The organism is Nocardia sp. alder85J (genome assembly GCF_020176955.2).
Classification (GTDB): Bacteria; Actinomycetota; Actinomycetes; order Mycobacteriales; family Mycobacteriaceae; genus Nocardia.
In genome coordinates, this window is the sequence record NZ_JAIUCZ020000009.1 from 332,471 (window position 1) to 347,312 (window position 14,842).

At 68.2% G+C, this 14,842-nt stretch carries 11 protein-coding genes; 4 read left to right on the forward strand and 7 right to left on the reverse strand.

The annotated features are described in order from the left end of the window. Nucleotides 1–33: 33 nt before the first annotated feature. Complete coding sequence (locus tag LBW94_RS31850; protein WP_225059323.1) at nucleotides 34–1,551, forward strand: MFS transporter; 1,518 nt, start codon at nucleotides 34–36, stop codon at nucleotides 1,549–1,551. A gap of 16 nt (nucleotides 1,552–1,567) precedes the next feature. On the opposite strand, the gene LBW94_RS31855 is transcribed toward LBW94_RS31850, so the two are convergent. The 4 genes from LBW94_RS31855 to LBW94_RS31870 form a co-directional block, all read right to left on the reverse strand. Next, the gene (locus tag LBW94_RS31855) at nucleotides 1,568–4,303 is read right to left on the reverse strand and encodes a branched-chain amino acid ABC transporter permease/ATP-binding protein (RefSeq protein WP_225059324.1); all 2,736 of its coding nucleotides are present in this window, start codon (nucleotides 4,301–4,303) and stop codon (nucleotides 1,568–1,570) included. A 1-nt stretch (nucleotide 4,304) separates the two neighbouring features. Further along, the gene (locus LBW94_RS31860) at nucleotides 4,305–5,027 is read right to left on the reverse strand and encodes an ABC transporter ATP-binding protein (RefSeq protein ID WP_225059325.1); all 723 of its coding nucleotides are present in this window, start codon (nucleotides 5,025–5,027) and stop codon (nucleotides 4,305–4,307) included. 72 nt (nucleotides 5,028–5,099) lie between these two features. Continuing rightward, nucleotides 5,100–6,290, reverse strand: a complete 1,191-nt coding sequence (locus LBW94_RS31865) for an ABC transporter substrate-binding protein (protein ID WP_225059326.1) — start codon at nucleotides 6,288–6,290, stop codon at nucleotides 5,100–5,102. 423 nt (nucleotides 6,291–6,713) lie between these two features. After that, nucleotides 6,714–7,037: an ArsR/SmtB family transcription factor gene (locus LBW94_RS31870; RefSeq protein ID WP_225059327.1), complete on the reverse strand. Its 324-nt coding sequence runs from the start codon at nucleotides 7,035–7,037 to the stop codon at nucleotides 6,714–6,716. Nucleotides 7,038–7,105: 68 nt separating this feature from the next. Here LBW94_RS31870 and LBW94_RS31875 point away from each other — a divergent pair, with 68 nt between their 5' ends. Beyond that, on the forward strand, nucleotides 7,106–8,326 hold the full coding sequence (locus LBW94_RS31875; RefSeq protein ID WP_225059366.1) for an MFS transporter: 1,221 nt from the start codon (nucleotides 7,106–7,108) through the stop codon (nucleotides 8,324–8,326). 20 nt (nucleotides 8,327–8,346) lie between these two features. Here LBW94_RS31875 and LBW94_RS31880 read toward each other — a convergent pair whose 3' ends face one another. Continuing rightward, entirely contained in the window at nucleotides 8,347–9,246 is a 900-nt protein-coding gene (locus LBW94_RS31880) for an alpha/beta hydrolase family protein (RefSeq protein WP_225059328.1), read from the reverse strand. Between the two features lie 603 nt (nucleotides 9,247–9,849). Here LBW94_RS31880 and LBW94_RS31885 point away from each other — a divergent pair. Continuing rightward, nucleotides 9,850–11,526, forward strand: a complete 1,677-nt coding sequence (locus LBW94_RS31885) for a sodium:solute symporter family protein (protein WP_225059367.1) — start codon at nucleotides 9,850–9,852, stop codon at nucleotides 11,524–11,526. A gap of 26 nt (nucleotides 11,527–11,552) precedes the next feature. Beyond that, the gene (locus LBW94_RS31890; RefSeq protein WP_225059329.1) at nucleotides 11,553–11,771 is read left to right on the forward strand and encodes a hypothetical protein; all 219 of its coding nucleotides are present in this window, start codon (nucleotides 11,553–11,555) and stop codon (nucleotides 11,769–11,771) included. A 325-nt stretch (nucleotides 11,772–12,096) separates the two neighbouring features. On the opposite strand, the gene LBW94_RS31895 is transcribed toward LBW94_RS31890, so the two are convergent. Both LBW94_RS31895 and LBW94_RS31900 read right to left on the reverse strand, forming a co-directional pair. Continuing rightward, the gene (locus LBW94_RS31895; RefSeq protein ID WP_225059330.1) at nucleotides 12,097–13,668 is read right to left on the reverse strand and encodes a PepSY-associated TM helix domain-containing protein; all 1,572 of its coding nucleotides are present in this window, start codon (nucleotides 13,666–13,668) and stop codon (nucleotides 12,097–12,099) included. A 584-nt stretch (nucleotides 13,669–14,252) separates the two neighbouring features. Further along, entirely contained in the window at nucleotides 14,253–14,840 is a 588-nt protein-coding gene (locus LBW94_RS31900; RefSeq protein WP_225059331.1) for a hypothetical protein, read from the reverse strand. Between the last annotated feature and the right edge of the window lie 2 nt (nucleotides 14,841–14,842).

The following is a 14,842-nucleotide window of genomic DNA, read 5'->3' on the forward strand; positions in this document are numbered from 1 at the left end:
CAGCGCGGATTCGCCATCGATGAAGGAACCGACATGTCAACGCCGCATACCCCGACCCCGCCGATATCGCCGGGGCAGATAGTCCGAAGCCTGGTCCCCGCCCGGATGGACCGGCTGCCGTGGACCCGTTTCCACTGGCTCATCGTCGTGGGCCTCGGTGTGTCCTGGGTGCTCGACGGGCTCGAGATCCAGATCGTCAGCAGTATGGGCGGGCCGCTCGGCGACATCCGCACGCTGCACCTGAGCAGCGGCCAGGTCGGCGCCACCGCATCCTGGTACCTGGCCGGACAGGTGGTCGGCGCGCTGGTCTTCGGCCGGCTCACCGACCGGCTCGGCCGCAAGAAGCTGTTCATCCTGACGCTGGCGATCTATCTGCTCGGCAGCGGGCTGGCCGGATTCGCCTGGAACGCCTGGTCGTTGTTTCTGCTGCGGTTCCTGGCCGGGACCGGCATCGGCGGTGAGTACACCGCGATCAACTCCGCCATCGACGAGATCATCCCGTCCCGGTACCGCGGCCGGGTCGACATCGCGGTGAACGGAACCTATTGGGCGGGTGCGGCATTGGGTGCGGCGGCCAGTCTGGTCCTGTACAACGAGAACTACGTGCCGGTGCACTGGGGCTGGCGGATCGGCTTCTTCATCGGTCCGGTGCTCGGGTTGTTCATCATCTTCTTGCGGCGGGGGATTCCGGAGAGTCCGCGCTGGCTGCTCACCCACGGCCGCGCCGTCGAGGCCGAACGCACCGTCGACGAGATCGAGCAACGGTTGCACGAGTACGGGCTGGAACTACCGCCGGTGGACGAGAGCAAGATGCTGGCGCTGACCGCGACCGATCGGCTCACCTATCCGCAGATGGCCCGGATCTTCTTCGGCCGCTACCCGGCTCGCTCGTTCCTGGGCTTCTCGATGATGGCCACCCAGGCATTCCTCTACAACGCGATCTTCTTCACCGAGGGGCTGGTGCTGATCCACTTCTACCATGTGCCCTCGGACCACACCGGGTACTACTTCTTCCCGTTCGCGGTCGGCAACCTGCTCGGGCCGCTCGTGCTCGGGCCGCTGTTCGACAGTGTGGGCCGGCGGGTCATGATCAGCGGCACCTATCTGGTCTCGGGTGTGCTGTTGCTGGGGTCGGCCTGGGCATTCCACGACGGCATCCTCGACGCCACCGGGCAGACCGTATTCTGGTGCGTGATCTTCTTTTTCGCCTCCGCGGGCGCGTCGTCGGCGTATCTGACCGTCAGCGAGATCTTTCCGCTGGAACTGCGCGGCCAGGCCATCTCCTTCTTCTTCGCGATCGCGCAGGGCACCGGCGGTGTGGTGGCGCCGTATCTGTTCGGGCATCTGATCGGTGGCTCCGACAATCCGAATCCGGATCGGGTGCCCCTGACCTGGGGGTATGTCATCGGCGCCGGGACGATGATCGTCGGTGGGGTCATCGCCTGGTATTTCGGGGTGAATGCCGAGGGGAAGTCGCTGGAGGACATCGCCGATCCGCTGTCGAAGGCCGCGGTACCGGAACCGGCCGCACCGGGGGAGCCGGTGGCCTGAGCGGTGCGCGTCCGGTTCAGCCGACAGCGGCCTGAACACCCCCACCGGTCTCCAGCGGCTCGACGAGTTCCGGGTTCTCGCCCAGGTAGGCGCGGCGTACGACATCGCTGTGCCGGATGTCCGAGGGGGTACCTTCGGCGATCACGCGTCCGAATTCCAGGACGACCACCCGGTCGCTGTTGTCCAGCACCAGTTTGACGTCGTGCTCGATCAACAGCACGCCGATGCCCCAGTCGTCGGCCAGCCGCCGGATGAGACGGCCGAGTTCGGCGCTCTCGTATTCGTCGAGGCCTGCCGCGGGTTCATCCAGCAGCAGTACCGAGGGGCGGGCCGCGATGGCCCGCGCGATCGCGACCAGTCGCCGGCGCGCGTACGACAATTCCTCCGGCCGCTGGTGCAGCACATCGGTGAGTTCGAGTTCCTCGACGGCGGTGGACACGGTGTCGGTCAGCCGGGGAGTCCCCGCATGGAACAGGCCGGTGAGATAGGCCAGAAGATCTTGTTTCTCCGACGAGGCCAGCAGGTTCTCGCGCACGGTGAGATCGTCGAACAGCTCGAGGGACTGGAACGAACGGACCAGGCCGGCGCGAGCCCGGCGATGCGGCGGCCAGGCCGTGATGTCCTGCTGATCCAGGATGATCGCACCCGAATCCGGCCGGTTGTAGCCGGTGATCACATCGATGAGCGTCGTCTTGCCCGCACCGTTGGGGCCGAGCACCCCGACGACCTGTCCGGGCGCGATGGTCACGCTCACCTCCGTCAGCGCGGTGAAGGTACCGAAGGTCTGGGTCACCCCACGCACCTCCAGCGACTTGGCCGCCACCGCGGACCGTGGGCCCGGCGCGACCGTGAATCGTTGCTCGCCTGCCCACCGGGATCCGAGTCGGCGCAGTGGTTGCCACAGTTGGTCGACGAGGCCGTTCTGGTTGGCGATCAGCATGACTACCAGCACGATTCCGGTGAGCAGCGGCACGAACCTCGCGAAGCCGTCGTCCGTGGTGCTCGCGGCCGAGGAGGTGTCGAACAGCAGGACCGCGATACCTCCCGGCACCAGCAGTGCGCCGAGGACCGGGCCCCCGAGATATCCGACGCCGCCGATCACCGTGATGACGAGCACCGTGATCGACCGGTCCGGGACGAACAACTGCTGGTAGAGAACGGTGGGGTAGCTGAAGCCGAAGAGGACTCCGCCCACGCCGGCGATACCCGCCGACAGCACGAAGGCGTACAGCTTGTTCTGGAGAACGCTCACCCCGATCGCCGCGGCGGCACGCTCGTTGGTGCGGACGGCCAGCAGCCGGCGGCCGACTCGTCCGCGTCTGACTGTCGCGACCACCAGTGCGAGAACGATGAACCAGACCGCACACAGCAGGCTGTAGTTGTCCGCGTGCGAGATCGGGTCGACGTCGACGCCGAAGAAATGCAGGGAGGACGGCTTCGTCTGAAACTCGCCACCGGTGTAATCGCTGTTGCTGAACAGGATCTGGTGCAGCGCGAACCCGAGACCGAAGGTCACCACCGCGAGGTTGACACCCCGGGTGCGCAACGCGGGCAGACCGAAGAGCAGGCCGAGCACCATGGCGCCGACCACCCCGGCGAGCAGCGCCAGTTCGAACGGCCAGCCCCGCGCGGCGGCCAAGCGGCCGGCCACGTATGCCCCCGCACCGCCCAGCGCGAACTGCGCGAGCGACAGCTGCCCGGCATAGCCGGTGAGCACGACTGCCGACAGGCCGATGACGGCGAAGCAGATCGAGACGATCAGGGCGGGATACCAGTCGCCGGGCGTCGCGAATCGCAGCAGCGCGATGGCCGCCACCGCGATCGGAACGACCACGGCGGGATGCGCCCGGCCGGTCCCGACCCGGGGCAGGCGGTCGGCGGCGGTACCACGAACCGGCAGTCCCTTGCCGCGCACCACCAGGACGACGACGATGACCAGGAAGGGGACGGCGTCGGCGACGCCGGTCTGGTCGACATACCGGGTGGTGAGCGCCTGGATGATGCCGATCGCCAGCCCGCCGGCGAGGGCGAGGTAGTAGGAACGGAATTGCGCGAGCAGCGCGGTCGCCAGTCCGCCGACGATCAGGACGCTCATCTGCGCGATCGAGATGAAACCCGTGGACGTGGCCGGGAACAGGGCGCCCGCCAGCCCGGCCAGTGCTCCGCCCAGGCCCCAGGTCAGTGCGGCGAGCAGGTTCGGTGACCACCCCAGTGCCGCGGCGGCCCGCGAATTCTCGGCGGAGGCGGTCAGGGCGTTGCCGATTCGGGTCCGGAAGGTGGTGACCGACAACGCGACCACCACGACCACCGCGATGGCGACCAGGTAGAAGTTCTGCTTTCCGACGACCACATCGGAGGCGATCCGGACCGGTCCGGACGGCACGGGCAGCGGGACGGTCCGCTGTTCGGCACCGTATTCGAGCAGGACGCCCTGGATGAGGACGGTGAGCACGCCGAGGGTCGCGATCACGCGGGCCAGCGGGCTCGCCGTACGCAACGGCCGCATGACCAGCGCCTGCACGAGCAGTCCGGCGACGGCGGTCGCGATCACCGCCGCGCCCAGTGCCAGCGGCCAGGACATGTCGTGCTGGGTGCGCAGGTCCATCACGATGAAGGCCCCGAGCAGAGCGAACCCGCCGTGGGCGAAGTTGATGACGCCCGAGCCCCGGTAGATCAGCACGAGCCCCGCGGCCAGGAGGACGTTGATCGCGCCGGTGCCGAGACCGATGAGGGCGAAGGTCGATACGTCCATGTCAGGTCTCCTTGGAGATGTAGTGAGCGGCGATCTCGTCGGCGCGCGTCCGGAGTTCGGCGCCGGATCCGAACATCGCGACGCGGCCGCGATTGAGCACGTAGGCTCGGTCGGCGATCCCCAGCGCTTGGTGGACATGCTGTTCCACGAGCACGACAGCGGCGCCGCGGTCGGCAGCCGACCGCAGGACCGACAGCAGTTTCCGCACCACGATCGGCGCCAGGCCCAGCGAGAGTTCGTCGGCCAGGATCAGTTGTGGTTCGCCGGCCAGAATCCGGCCCAGGGCGAGCATCTGCTGCTGGCCACCGGACAGCAGTCCGGCTCGTTTGCCCAGGTGCGGTTCGAGTTCGGGGAAGAACTCGAGCGCGCGGGCCGGGGTACCTCGTCCGAGTCGCAGATTGTCCCAGCCGGTCAGTTCCATGAAGACGCACCGGCCCTCGGTCAGGTACCCCAGGCCGCGCCGGGCGCGGTAGTCGAGGCGGTGGCGGCGGCCCAGGCCGAGCACCTCGACCGACCCACCCATCGGCGCCAGCTCACCGGCCAGCGTGAGCAGGGTGGTCGATTTGCCCGCGCCGTTGGCGCCGAGCAGGGCGACGACCTCGCCCGCGTGGACGGTCAGGTCGATGTCCTGGACCGCGGGTGTTCCGGCGTATCCGGAGGTGAGACCGATCGCGCGAACCACGGGTTCGCCGAGGGGGATCGCCGGTGATGACGTCGCACTCATCTGAGTCTTCCTTGCGAAACGGTGGGGCTCGGAAGCTGTGCCGCACCGAATCCCGGTGCGGCACAGTCTTGATCAGCCCGCGAACAGAGCGGTGAGGTTCTCGAATCCACCGTCCTGGACGACCGCGCCGCCCTGCGCCTTCACGAAGACGATGTTCGGGTTGAACACCCGGTTGAGACCGGGTACCGGGAATTCCTTGGTGAAGTCGATCGGTGCCGTCACACCACCGGCGGTCGCGTTGGTGGTCTTGTCGAGGGCCGCGGTGACCGACGCCGCCGAGATATCGGTGGCGCCTGCGAGTGCCTGGGTCAGTACCTGATAAGAGGCCCAGGTGTTCTGGTTGTACGGGTAGGTCCAGTCGACCTTCTTCGACGCGGCCTTGGCCGCGTTCCACGCCGGATCGGTCGCGACCACGAAGTTCACCGCGGAGGTGGCGCCGTCGAGCGCGTCCCGGGCCCCGCTGAGGACCTGGTTGTTGAGGGCCCCCTGGAGTGCGTAGTACCGGGTCTTCTCACCGAGCGTCCGCGCGGCGGTCGCGAGCGCGACCACCTGGTCGTTGGGCAGACCGACGATGGCGCAGTCGGAATTGCCCGCCGACTTCGCGACGCTGCTGAAGTCGGTGGTGGTCGTGGGGACCTTGATGTGGCCGGCCGGCTGGCCCTTGGCACTGGCGATACCGAGGTTGATCAGTTGCGCGGCCTTTTCCGAGCTCGGCACGTCGTACAGCACCATCGAGATCGAAGCGCAGCCGTCCCGGCCGGCGCGGGCGCCGATGCCCGCGAACGCGGCCGCACCGGACACCAGCGGGTACGACACCTTGCTGGAGAGTTCTTCGGCAGAGAAGGCGGGGTCGCCGATCCACGGAATTCCGGCCTTCTCCAGAATCGGAACGATCGTGGAGCCGTTGGTGGTGAATCCGCCCAACACCGCGACCGCCTTGGCGCTGACCGCCTGACGTGCGCAGTCACCGGCCTGGTTGGCGTCGTTTCCGTCGTTGCACGCAATGAGTTTCACCTCGTGGCCACCGAGCCCGCCGGCGGCGTTGATGGTGTCGACGGCCGCCTCCGCGGCGGTGACGATCTCGGGGGTGTTCATCGCCGCGGACTTGACCGGCGCGATCGTCATGACGGTGACGGGGGCTCCGGTGAAGTTCTTCCCACCTCCCGCGCCTCCGTCGTGGGAGGTGCCGCCGCATCCGGCCAGTGCGAGAAGCAAGGTCGTTCCGGCCGCGAGATACCGCGGCCTGAAGATGGTCGAGGGCATGGTGTGTCGAACTCCTGTCACGCGTAGCGGAACGGCACTGACGTGACCTGAACCACCGGTAGATTGAGTGGCGTCAGACTAAAGTCTGTAGATAGTAAATCACAAGGCTTTAGATAAAAATCCCAAGAAAGTGGCGCTCAACAGGCGGTATGCGACGGCAGCTAGATCACCGAGATAATCTAGATTCTTCGAATACCCCACTCGGACCCGCGTGGCAACATCCGAGTTCATATAGCTGTCAGCTATATACGAGGCCATCGAATTCGTCGGAGCGCCGACCCGTGTCGATCCCACGACGGCCTCGCGGTCACGCGACGATGATCGTCACGCCGCCGGGAACGGCCCGGAACGGGTGGCGGCCGGAGCACTTCGAGCCGGGGCGCGCCGCCGCCGTGAATCCGGTTCCGGCGCACTGTGATTCGGTTACCGGGCGTCGGCGCCCAGTATCGCCTGTAGCAGGCCGGGGAAGCGGGCCTGTACCTCGTGGCGGCGCACCGTGACGATGCGCTTGCGGCCGTCGGCCACCGACCGGATCAGGCCCGCCTCCCGCAGCACGCGGTAGTGGTGCGACAGGGTCGGACTGCTCAGCTCCAGGCCGGCCTCGCCGACGAGGACGGCGCAGTCGACGGGCTCGGACCGCCGGTACAGCGCGGTCATCAACGCGCGCCTGCCGGGATCGGCCAGGGCGCTGAGAACGACGGTGAGATCGAAGGATTCGACCGCGGGCTCCGGCAGTGTGCGCGGCATCCGTGGCTCCTCTCGATGCGCTGATTCTTTGACGGTCATCGAATAATAACCTAGCCTTCGATAGTGTGATGATTCGACAACAATCAAACGAATTGGCCGGGTGGCGTCTCGTCACACTGGCCGTGGGCACGTTCGCACTCGGCGTCGACGGCTTCGTGCTGCCCGGGCTGCTGCCCCACCTCGCGGCCGGCCTGTCGGTGAGCGTCCCGGCCGCGGGCCAGCTGACCACCGCGTTCGCTGTCGCATACGCGGTCGGCTCGCCGGTCATCGCCACCGTGACCGCGCGATTCGATCGGCGCACCGTCATCGGAACCGGGATGGGTGTGTTCCTGGCCGGCATGATCCTCCAGGCCGCCGGGCCGACCTACGGTCTCGTGCTGACCGGTCGCGTCGTCGCGGCGCTCGGCGCGGCGGCGTTCCAGGCCAACGCCTTCGCCGTGGCCGCCGTGCTGTCCCGCCCCGAACGCCGGGCCCGATCGCTCGCGGTGATCGGTGCGGGCTCGAGTCTCGCCGCGGTGCTCGGCGTTCCGCTCGGGCTGCTGATCGGGCAGTGGCTGGGGTGGCGCGGCACCCTGTGGGCCATCGCCGCGCTCGCCGCTGTCGCCGCGGTGCTGGCCACCGCGGTCCTGCCCGCGGTCACGCTGCCCGCGACCTCGTTGCGCGACCGGGTGTCGGTGCTGGTCGAGCGCCGTATTCTCGTCCTGCTGGTCACCAGCGCGCTGGTGCTCGCGCCGGTCTACCTCGTCACGGCCTATACCGCCGCCCTGGTGGACGAGAGCACCTCGGCGGACAACGCCGTGCTGGTCGCGCTGGTGGTGTTCGGCCTCGGCTTCTTCCTGGGCAATCGTCTCGTCGGACGATTCGTGGACCGATTCGGCTCCCTCACCGCACTCACGCTCGCACTGGCGGTCACGATCGTCGCCACCGTCGTCCTCGCCGTGGCACAGCAGGTGTTCGGGGCGACCCTCGTCATCCTGTTCGTGCTCGGCCTCGCCGGATCGTTCCTGTTCATACCGCAGCAGAACCGGGTCTTCGTCGCCAGCGGCAATCTGGCCACTGTGGCACTGGCCATGAACGGCTCGATGAACTATCTCGGCACCGCCATCGGGGTGGCCCTCGGCGGTATCGTGCTGTCGGCCACGGGAATTCGCTGGCTCGCCCCGGCCGCGGCCGTTCTCGCCGCCCTCGTGCTGAGCATCACCGTGGCGACCGCGCCCGAGCGCCACCGAGCCGCGGCCAGCACCGGGCCGGCACCGGCGCCCGTCGGCCCTGGCCCGGCGGGCAGCTGAGCGCGGCCCCGACCGGCGCGCTACTTGACGGCGCTGCCGGACCAGTCGGTATTGTGCACCAATTCGGCGTCGTCGCCAGTGAACGCGGCGGTCGCCCGCTGGTCGCCACGCAGTTCGGCGAGGAACCACGCCGTCGTGTATCCGAGGTCGGCGTCCGGCCGAGACTTGTCGGTCGGCATGGCGTGATCGGTGTCCTTGGCCACGATACCGAGCGCCGCGTGCCCGGGAACGCTGTCGTAGTAGGCGGTCTCGGTGCGCGGTGAGGCGATCGCGGCATCGAAGGCGCCGCGGGTGCCGATCAGGAAGATCGGGGCGCGCAGCTGATCGGGATGGGTGCTGCACGCCGCGGCGGTCGGGCAATCGGAGTTCGGCCGGGACCACGCCTGGTCGGGAAGCGAGAAGGTCAGCACGGCCGCATAGCGATCCGGATCGTGCAGCGCCGCGTTCACCGCTCCCGCGGCGCCCTGTGAATGGCCGAACACACCGATGCGTGCGGTGTCCAGACGACCGGACAGCTCGCCCGCTCCCGCGGCGTTCTGCGCGACCAGATAGTCTGTCCCGGCGTCGATTTCGACACCGCTGCCGGTATTCGACAGCTCGCTGGCGACGACGGTGAACCCGTAGGACGCCAATTGACCCAGCAGCCGGGTGTATTCACGAGGCGTCGAGGCGGTTCCGTTGCCCCAGCTGAGGATCGGGCTCGGGAACCCCAGGGCCGAATAGTCGGCCGGGCGCACGATGGTGAACCCGCGTCCCTGCTCATCGACGACGGTGCTGGTCGTCGTCGCGTACGGCCCTGCGGCACTGTAGGAGGACTCGATCGTGTTCGCCCCGTCCGCCGCGGCGTCCGGCGCACCGCCCGCCACGATCGAGGCGCCGACGCCGAGGGCCGCCGAGACGGATGCCGTGATTGTGCTCATTCGCATACCGAAGTCCAATTCTCCGAAAGCTGTTGGGAGAGTGTTCTTTCCGTGTACAATCCGATCCAGCCGGTACCTGCGGACCGATCCGGAGGTGATCCCGGCCCGATCTGCTCGCTGCCGGGCCACTTGCTCTTACGACGTCGTCGGCCCACCGTACCGGCTCCGGAGGCTTCGCCGACAACGGCGACACCCGGAATCCTCACACCTCCGGCCACCGGAGCGAGCACAATTGATGCGGTGGTGACAGCCAGAACGACGGCCGGATCCTGGAAGGCGAGAGGACGGCAGACATGAACGGCCTCCTCGGCACGATTCTTCCAGTCATCGCATAACCACACCTGTCGGCATCGCGTAGCACGAAGCGGAAGACCAGACAGTGGATGCCGCCGAACCGACCGTAGAGTATGTGGCCCGTCCGAGACGCCGGCTGCGTTCCAGGCTGTCCGCTACCACCGTGACCACGCCCGGGTGAGCTGGCGCTGCGGCGGGGTATGCGGTGGCTAGGATCCCAGGGGCGCGACGACTGAGCTCCGGGACCAACAGCACCGACAGGAGAGTTGTATGCCGCCTACCGCTGCCGCGGGGCACACGATCGGTTCGATGGCGGCGGGGGGTAGTCAGCTGCGGCTGGATGCCGCACCGGTCGATTACGCCCTGGTCGCCCTGTATTTCGTGTTCGTGCTCGGGATCGGGTTGCTGGCCCGGCAACGGGTGTCGTCGAGTATCGACTTCTTCCTGTCGGGGCGGTCGCTGCCCGCGTGGGTGACGGGGCTGGCATTCATCTCCGCGAACCTCGGCGCGGTGGAGATCATGGGCATGTCGGCAAATGGCGCCGAGTACGGCATGCCGACCATGCACTACTTCTGGATCGGCGCGGTGCCGGCCATGCTGTTCCTCGGCGTGGTCATGATGCCCTTTTACTATGGCTCGAAGGTGCGCAGCGTGCCGGAGTTCATGCGGCGGCGGTTCGGCACCGGGGCGCATCTGGTCAACGCGCTGAGTTTCGCGGTGGCGCAGGTGCTCATCGCCGGGGTGAACCTGTATCTGCTCGGGTCGATCGTGAACGTACTGCTCGGGTGGCCGTTGTGGTTGTCGGTGATCGTCGCGGCCGTCATCGTGCTCTCGTACATCACCCTCGGCGGATTGTCGGCGGCGATCTACAACGAGGTGTTGCAGTTCTTCGTGATCGTGGCGGCGCTGCTGCCGCTGACCCTGGTCGGGCTGCACCGCGTCGGCGGGGTCAGCGGGCTGAAGAACAAGGTGCTCGGGCAGCCGGACGGCTCGCAGCAGTGGCATTCCTGGCCGGGTAACGAGTTGAGCGGCTTCGCGAACAACACGCTGTCGGTGATCGGCATCGTGTTCGGGCTGGGGTTCGTGCTGTCGTTCGGGTACTGGACCACGAATTTCGTGGAGGTGCAGCGGGCGCTGGCCACCCATTCCATTTCCGCGGCCCGGCGCACGCCGATCATCGGCGCCTATCCGAAGATGTTCATCCCGTTCATCGTGGTGATCCCGGGCATGATCAGCGCGCTGCTGGTGCCGCAGATCGCCGATCTCAAGGCCACCGGGCATGGCGACGCCACCTACAACCAGGCGTTGCTGTATCTGATGAAAGCGGTGCTGCCCAACGGATTGCTGGGGGTGGCGCTGGCCGGACTGCTGGCGGCGTTCATGGCCGGGATGGCGGCCAACATCTCCGCCTTCAACACGGTGTTCAGCTACGACCTGTGGCAGCAGTACGTGAAGAAGGATCGTTCGGACGGCTACTACCTCACCGTCGGCCGGTTGGCGACCGTCGGCGCCACGGTGATCGCGATCTTCACCGCCTTCATCGCGGGCAGCTTCTCCAACATGATGGACTACCTGCAAACCCTGTTCTCGTTCTTCAACGCGCCGCTGTTCGCGACGTTCATCCTCGGCATGTTCTGGAAGCGGATGACCCCGACCGCCGGGTGGGTGGGCCTGGTGTTCGGAACCCTCTCCGCGATCGTGGTTTTCGTGCTGAACAAGACCGACGTGTTCCATTTGTCCGGGCAGGGTTCGAGTTTCGTCGCCGCGGGTGCGGCGTTCGTGGTGGACATCGTGCTCAGCGTGCTCGTCAGCCGGGTGACCACTCCGAAGCCCGCCGCCGAACTGGTCGGCTTGGTGCATTCGGAGACCCCGAAGGACCAGCTCAACGATCCGGACGCCGCCGGGCTGCCCTGGTATCAGCGGCCGGTGCTGCTGGCCGGTATCGCGCTGGTGATCGTGATCGTCCTGAACATCGTGGTCGGCTGACCCGCCGTCCGACATCGGAGGAATCCATGCTCTTCGACATCCGCACCATCGTCGGCGCCCTGCTCGGCCTGTACGGCCTGGTCCTGACCATCACCGGCCTGGTCCACAACCCCGCCGCCGACCACGCCCGCACCGGCGGCTGGAACATCAACCTGTGGACGGGAATCGCGATGCTGATCGTCGCGATCGCCTTCCTCGCCTGGGCCCGGCTGCGCCCGGTGGTCGAGCCGAAACGCAGCGAGTAGCGATCGTGGATCGGGGTGGTCGGTGGGCCGACGATCCCGATCCACCTGCGGTAGTGGCTCGTTCGTACCCGGCCGATTCGGTCCACGGCGACCCGTGCACCGGCCCGATGGTGTCGCCGCCGCGCGACCCACGCCGAATCACGATCCGCGCGAGGTGATGTCGAGGATGGCCGGCGTGCCCCTCACTCGGCGTTGCCGCCGATGCACTCCGGCGCATCCTCGACCTACTCACTTCCTTTGCCGCTCAGGCTGTTTCGCTCCGATCGAGCCTTGCGCAGACTTCCGTACCGACACTGGCTGTGCCGGAGGGCAAGTCGCGATCCGGCTACGCGACGGCGTTGTGGCGGAGCAATCCGATACCGGTGTCGACGGCCAGGAACGCCAGCAGCGGTACGCCGATCAGCGGCGCGAACCAGCCCACCACCGCGGCGATCACGACCAGCGGCGTGAGCACCGTGAGCGGGGTGCGGCGGAGAACGCCTCGGCGGGGCGCTTTTCCGGCCACGGATCGCCGGCCGGACCGCGTCGGCCGCCGCTGCCACCACATCAGATAGCCCCGGATGACCACCGTGAGCAGTCCGATCATGGTGGCCAGCAACAACAACTGATTGGCCAGGCCGAACATCAGGCCCATGTGCAACTGGATACCCCAGTTGGCGAGCTTCGCCATCACCGGCCAGTCGGCATAACGCACGGTGTCGACCACGGCACCGGTGGACCCGTCGACAGCCACGGCATCCTGGGTGAGCACCCCGGACAACCGCCGTTCCTCGACCGTGAACGCGTCACCACCGCTGTCCGGAACGCTGATCTCCACCGGCCCGTCGAGCCCCTGCGCACGAGCCGCAGCGAACACCACATCCATCCGATCCCCGGCGTCGGCAGGAGGAGCAGCCTCCGCCCGATTGCCATGGTCGGCAGGAGGAACCGTATCCGCCCGGTCACTGCGGCCGGGGGTGGGAACGGTGTCGGTCCGAACGTTCCGGTCGGCGGGAGCGGTCGTGCCGTCGCGGCCGGTGGCGGGGGACATCGGCCCGGCGTGATGGTCGTGCTCCCCGGCGGCGTGTGCACCGGGAACATCGTTGCCGGGCAATGCGGTTCGCACCGACGGCGTGGTCCAGCCGAGTTGTGCCCGCAATCGGTCGATGTGGTCACCGGCATAGGTCGACCACGTCATACCGGTCGCCGACAGGAACAGCAGCGGCAGCAGGATCCACACACCCACGGCCGCATGCCAACCGGTCGTGCGATGGCGGCCGGGTCGGGACCGATCCGGCCACAGCATCCGCCGCGCACCGCCCGACCGCGACCGCCGCAGCCACAACACCAGACCCGCGAGCGCGACCACCCACAACCAGGACGCCGCCAACTCGCTGTACAGCCGCCCGATCTGTCCCAGATGCAGTGTGCGATGCAACTGGTCGATCCAGGTCCGCAGCGGCAACGCCCCGGAACTCCCGTACACCACACTGTCGCCGACGGTGTGCGCGGTCTGCGGATCGACGAACACTGCCCGCCGCTCCGATTCCCCCAACCCGGGATCGGTGAACAGCACCCGCGTGGTGTCCCCACCACGCTGCGCCGGATCCACCGCGGACAGCTCGAGATCCGGCTCGGCATCCCGCGCCGCCGCCACCTGCTCGGCCAGCGGCCGCGCCGGGCCCGTCGAATCCACATGCAGCAGATCATGATTCACGATCGACTCCACGGTCGGCGCGACCGAGTACAAGGCCCCGGTCACCGCCGCGACCAGAATGAACGGCGCGACGAACACCCCGGCATAGAAATGCAGCCGCAACGCCAGCGCGGCCAGCGCCCGCCGCACCGGATATCGGCCCGGCTCTACCCCCGGCGGCCCCTCGGTGTCGGCCTCGACCGCCAGATCAACAGAACTCACGAAAAACTCCTGTATCGAAGAACGAAAACACCCGCATATGTCCTGCCGTCAGCTCACCTCGGGTGAGCCCAGCCCGGTCACATCCCGTGACGGCGCGATCGGCCGGTGGTACCGCCCGCCACCGCGGCGTAACCGGCCACAGCTCTGGGCAACCCGGCACATATGCGACCGAATCACGCACCAGCGACGCACGATGCAAGACCGCTGACGCATCCGGTCGACTGTGTCGCGCGGCCTCGGCACAGCCGGATCAGCCACCGCGTCACATAGCTGTCGCCACGGTGGGATGGACCGCCCTGGTGCGGAGACAGGTGGCCGAATCGGTGCGCCGGATCAGCTTCGGTTCGAGCAGTCCGTATCCGGCCGTGACTCCGTTGACGATCCGGTTCCCCTGGGTCGCACCACAACTCCGGACGAGGCGTGGTGCGGCGGGCATGAACCCGGCACCGGGATGCCCGATCGGCACGGCTCCGCACCGGCATGCGAAGGCCGTGTCAATCGGATCTCGGGACGAGAACTCACCCGCGTGAACCACAACCGGCTCACCCGCGAAAGCTGTTCGCGTGTACGGGGTGTGGGAAAGGTCAGAGCGCAGCGGTCGCCGGCGGGCCGCGAGTGCGGAAGGTGTCCGCGGGGAACAGACGCAGGATCACGCGAGCGCGGTGGGCGATCGGCAAGCGGGGCGGCGGGGCCGTGGCCGGGGTGCGCAGCAGGATCGGCAGGACTCTCGCCACGGCGGCGCAGCCGATGCGGTAGGCGGCCTCGGCGCTGCGGATGAGAAGGGCGGCGGCCAGAGCGGCCACCGCGTGCGCGGCGAGCATGGCGGGGGTCCACGCGGACCGGTGCGGCATGCCTGCCATGTCCAGGGTGAGGGTGGCGTGGCCCAGGAGCTGACCGCCGAGCAGGGCGCCGGCCAGGGGAACGGTGCGGGCGCCGGGGGTGGCGAGGCCGAGGCCGGTGACCAGGGCGCCGACCACGCTCGCGGCCGCCAGCACCAGGGTGAGCGTGCCGGAGGAGACCGGCATGCCGCCGGAGGCCCAGCCGTGGGCGGCGATCGACAGTGCCGCCGACATCGCCCCGGCGCAGCCGCCGCGCAGCCGCGCCACCGCCAGCCGGCGCGAGTGCGCCGCGGCGAGGGTGCGGCCGCGACTGCGGCCGGGGGCGATGATCATGC

What these genes read in the sequence shown, in the direction of transcription:
- LBW94_RS31900 (WP_225059331.1), bottom strand. Translation starts at nt 14,840, where the DNA reads ATGATCATCGCCCCCGGCCGCAGTCGCGGCCGCACCCTCGCCGCGGCG.
- LBW94_RS31885 (WP_225059367.1), top strand. Translation starts at nt 9,850, where the DNA reads ATGGCGGCGGGGGGTAGTCAGCTGCGGCTGGATGCCGCACCGGTCGAT.
- LBW94_RS31860 (WP_225059325.1), bottom strand. Translation starts at nt 5,027, where the DNA reads ATGAGTGCGACGTCATCACCGGCGATCCCCCTCGGCGAACCCGTGGTT.
- LBW94_RS31865 (WP_225059326.1), bottom strand. Translation starts at nt 6,290, where the DNA reads ATGCCCTCGACCATCTTCAGGCCGCGGTATCTCGCGGCCGGAACGACC.
- LBW94_RS31850 (WP_225059323.1), top strand. Translation starts at nt 34, where the DNA reads ATGTCAACGCCGCATACCCCGACCCCGCCGATATCGCCGGGGCAGATA.
- LBW94_RS31880 (WP_225059328.1), bottom strand. Translation starts at nt 9,246, where the DNA reads ATGAGCACAATCACGGCATCCGTCTCGGCGGCCCTCGGCGTCGGCGCC.
- LBW94_RS31890 (WP_225059329.1), top strand. Translation starts at nt 11,553, where the DNA reads ATGCTCTTCGACATCCGCACCATCGTCGGCGCCCTGCTCGGCCTGTAC.
- LBW94_RS31855 (WP_225059324.1), bottom strand. Translation starts at nt 4,303, where the DNA reads ATGGACGTATCGACCTTCGCCCTCATCGGTCTCGGCACCGGCGCGATC.
- LBW94_RS31875 (WP_225059366.1), top strand. Translation starts at nt 7,106, where the DNA reads ATGATTCGACAACAATCAAACGAATTGGCCGGGTGGCGTCTCGTCACA.
- LBW94_RS31870 (WP_225059327.1), bottom strand. Translation starts at nt 7,037, where the DNA reads ATGCCGCGCACACTGCCGGAGCCCGCGGTCGAATCCTTCGATCTCACC.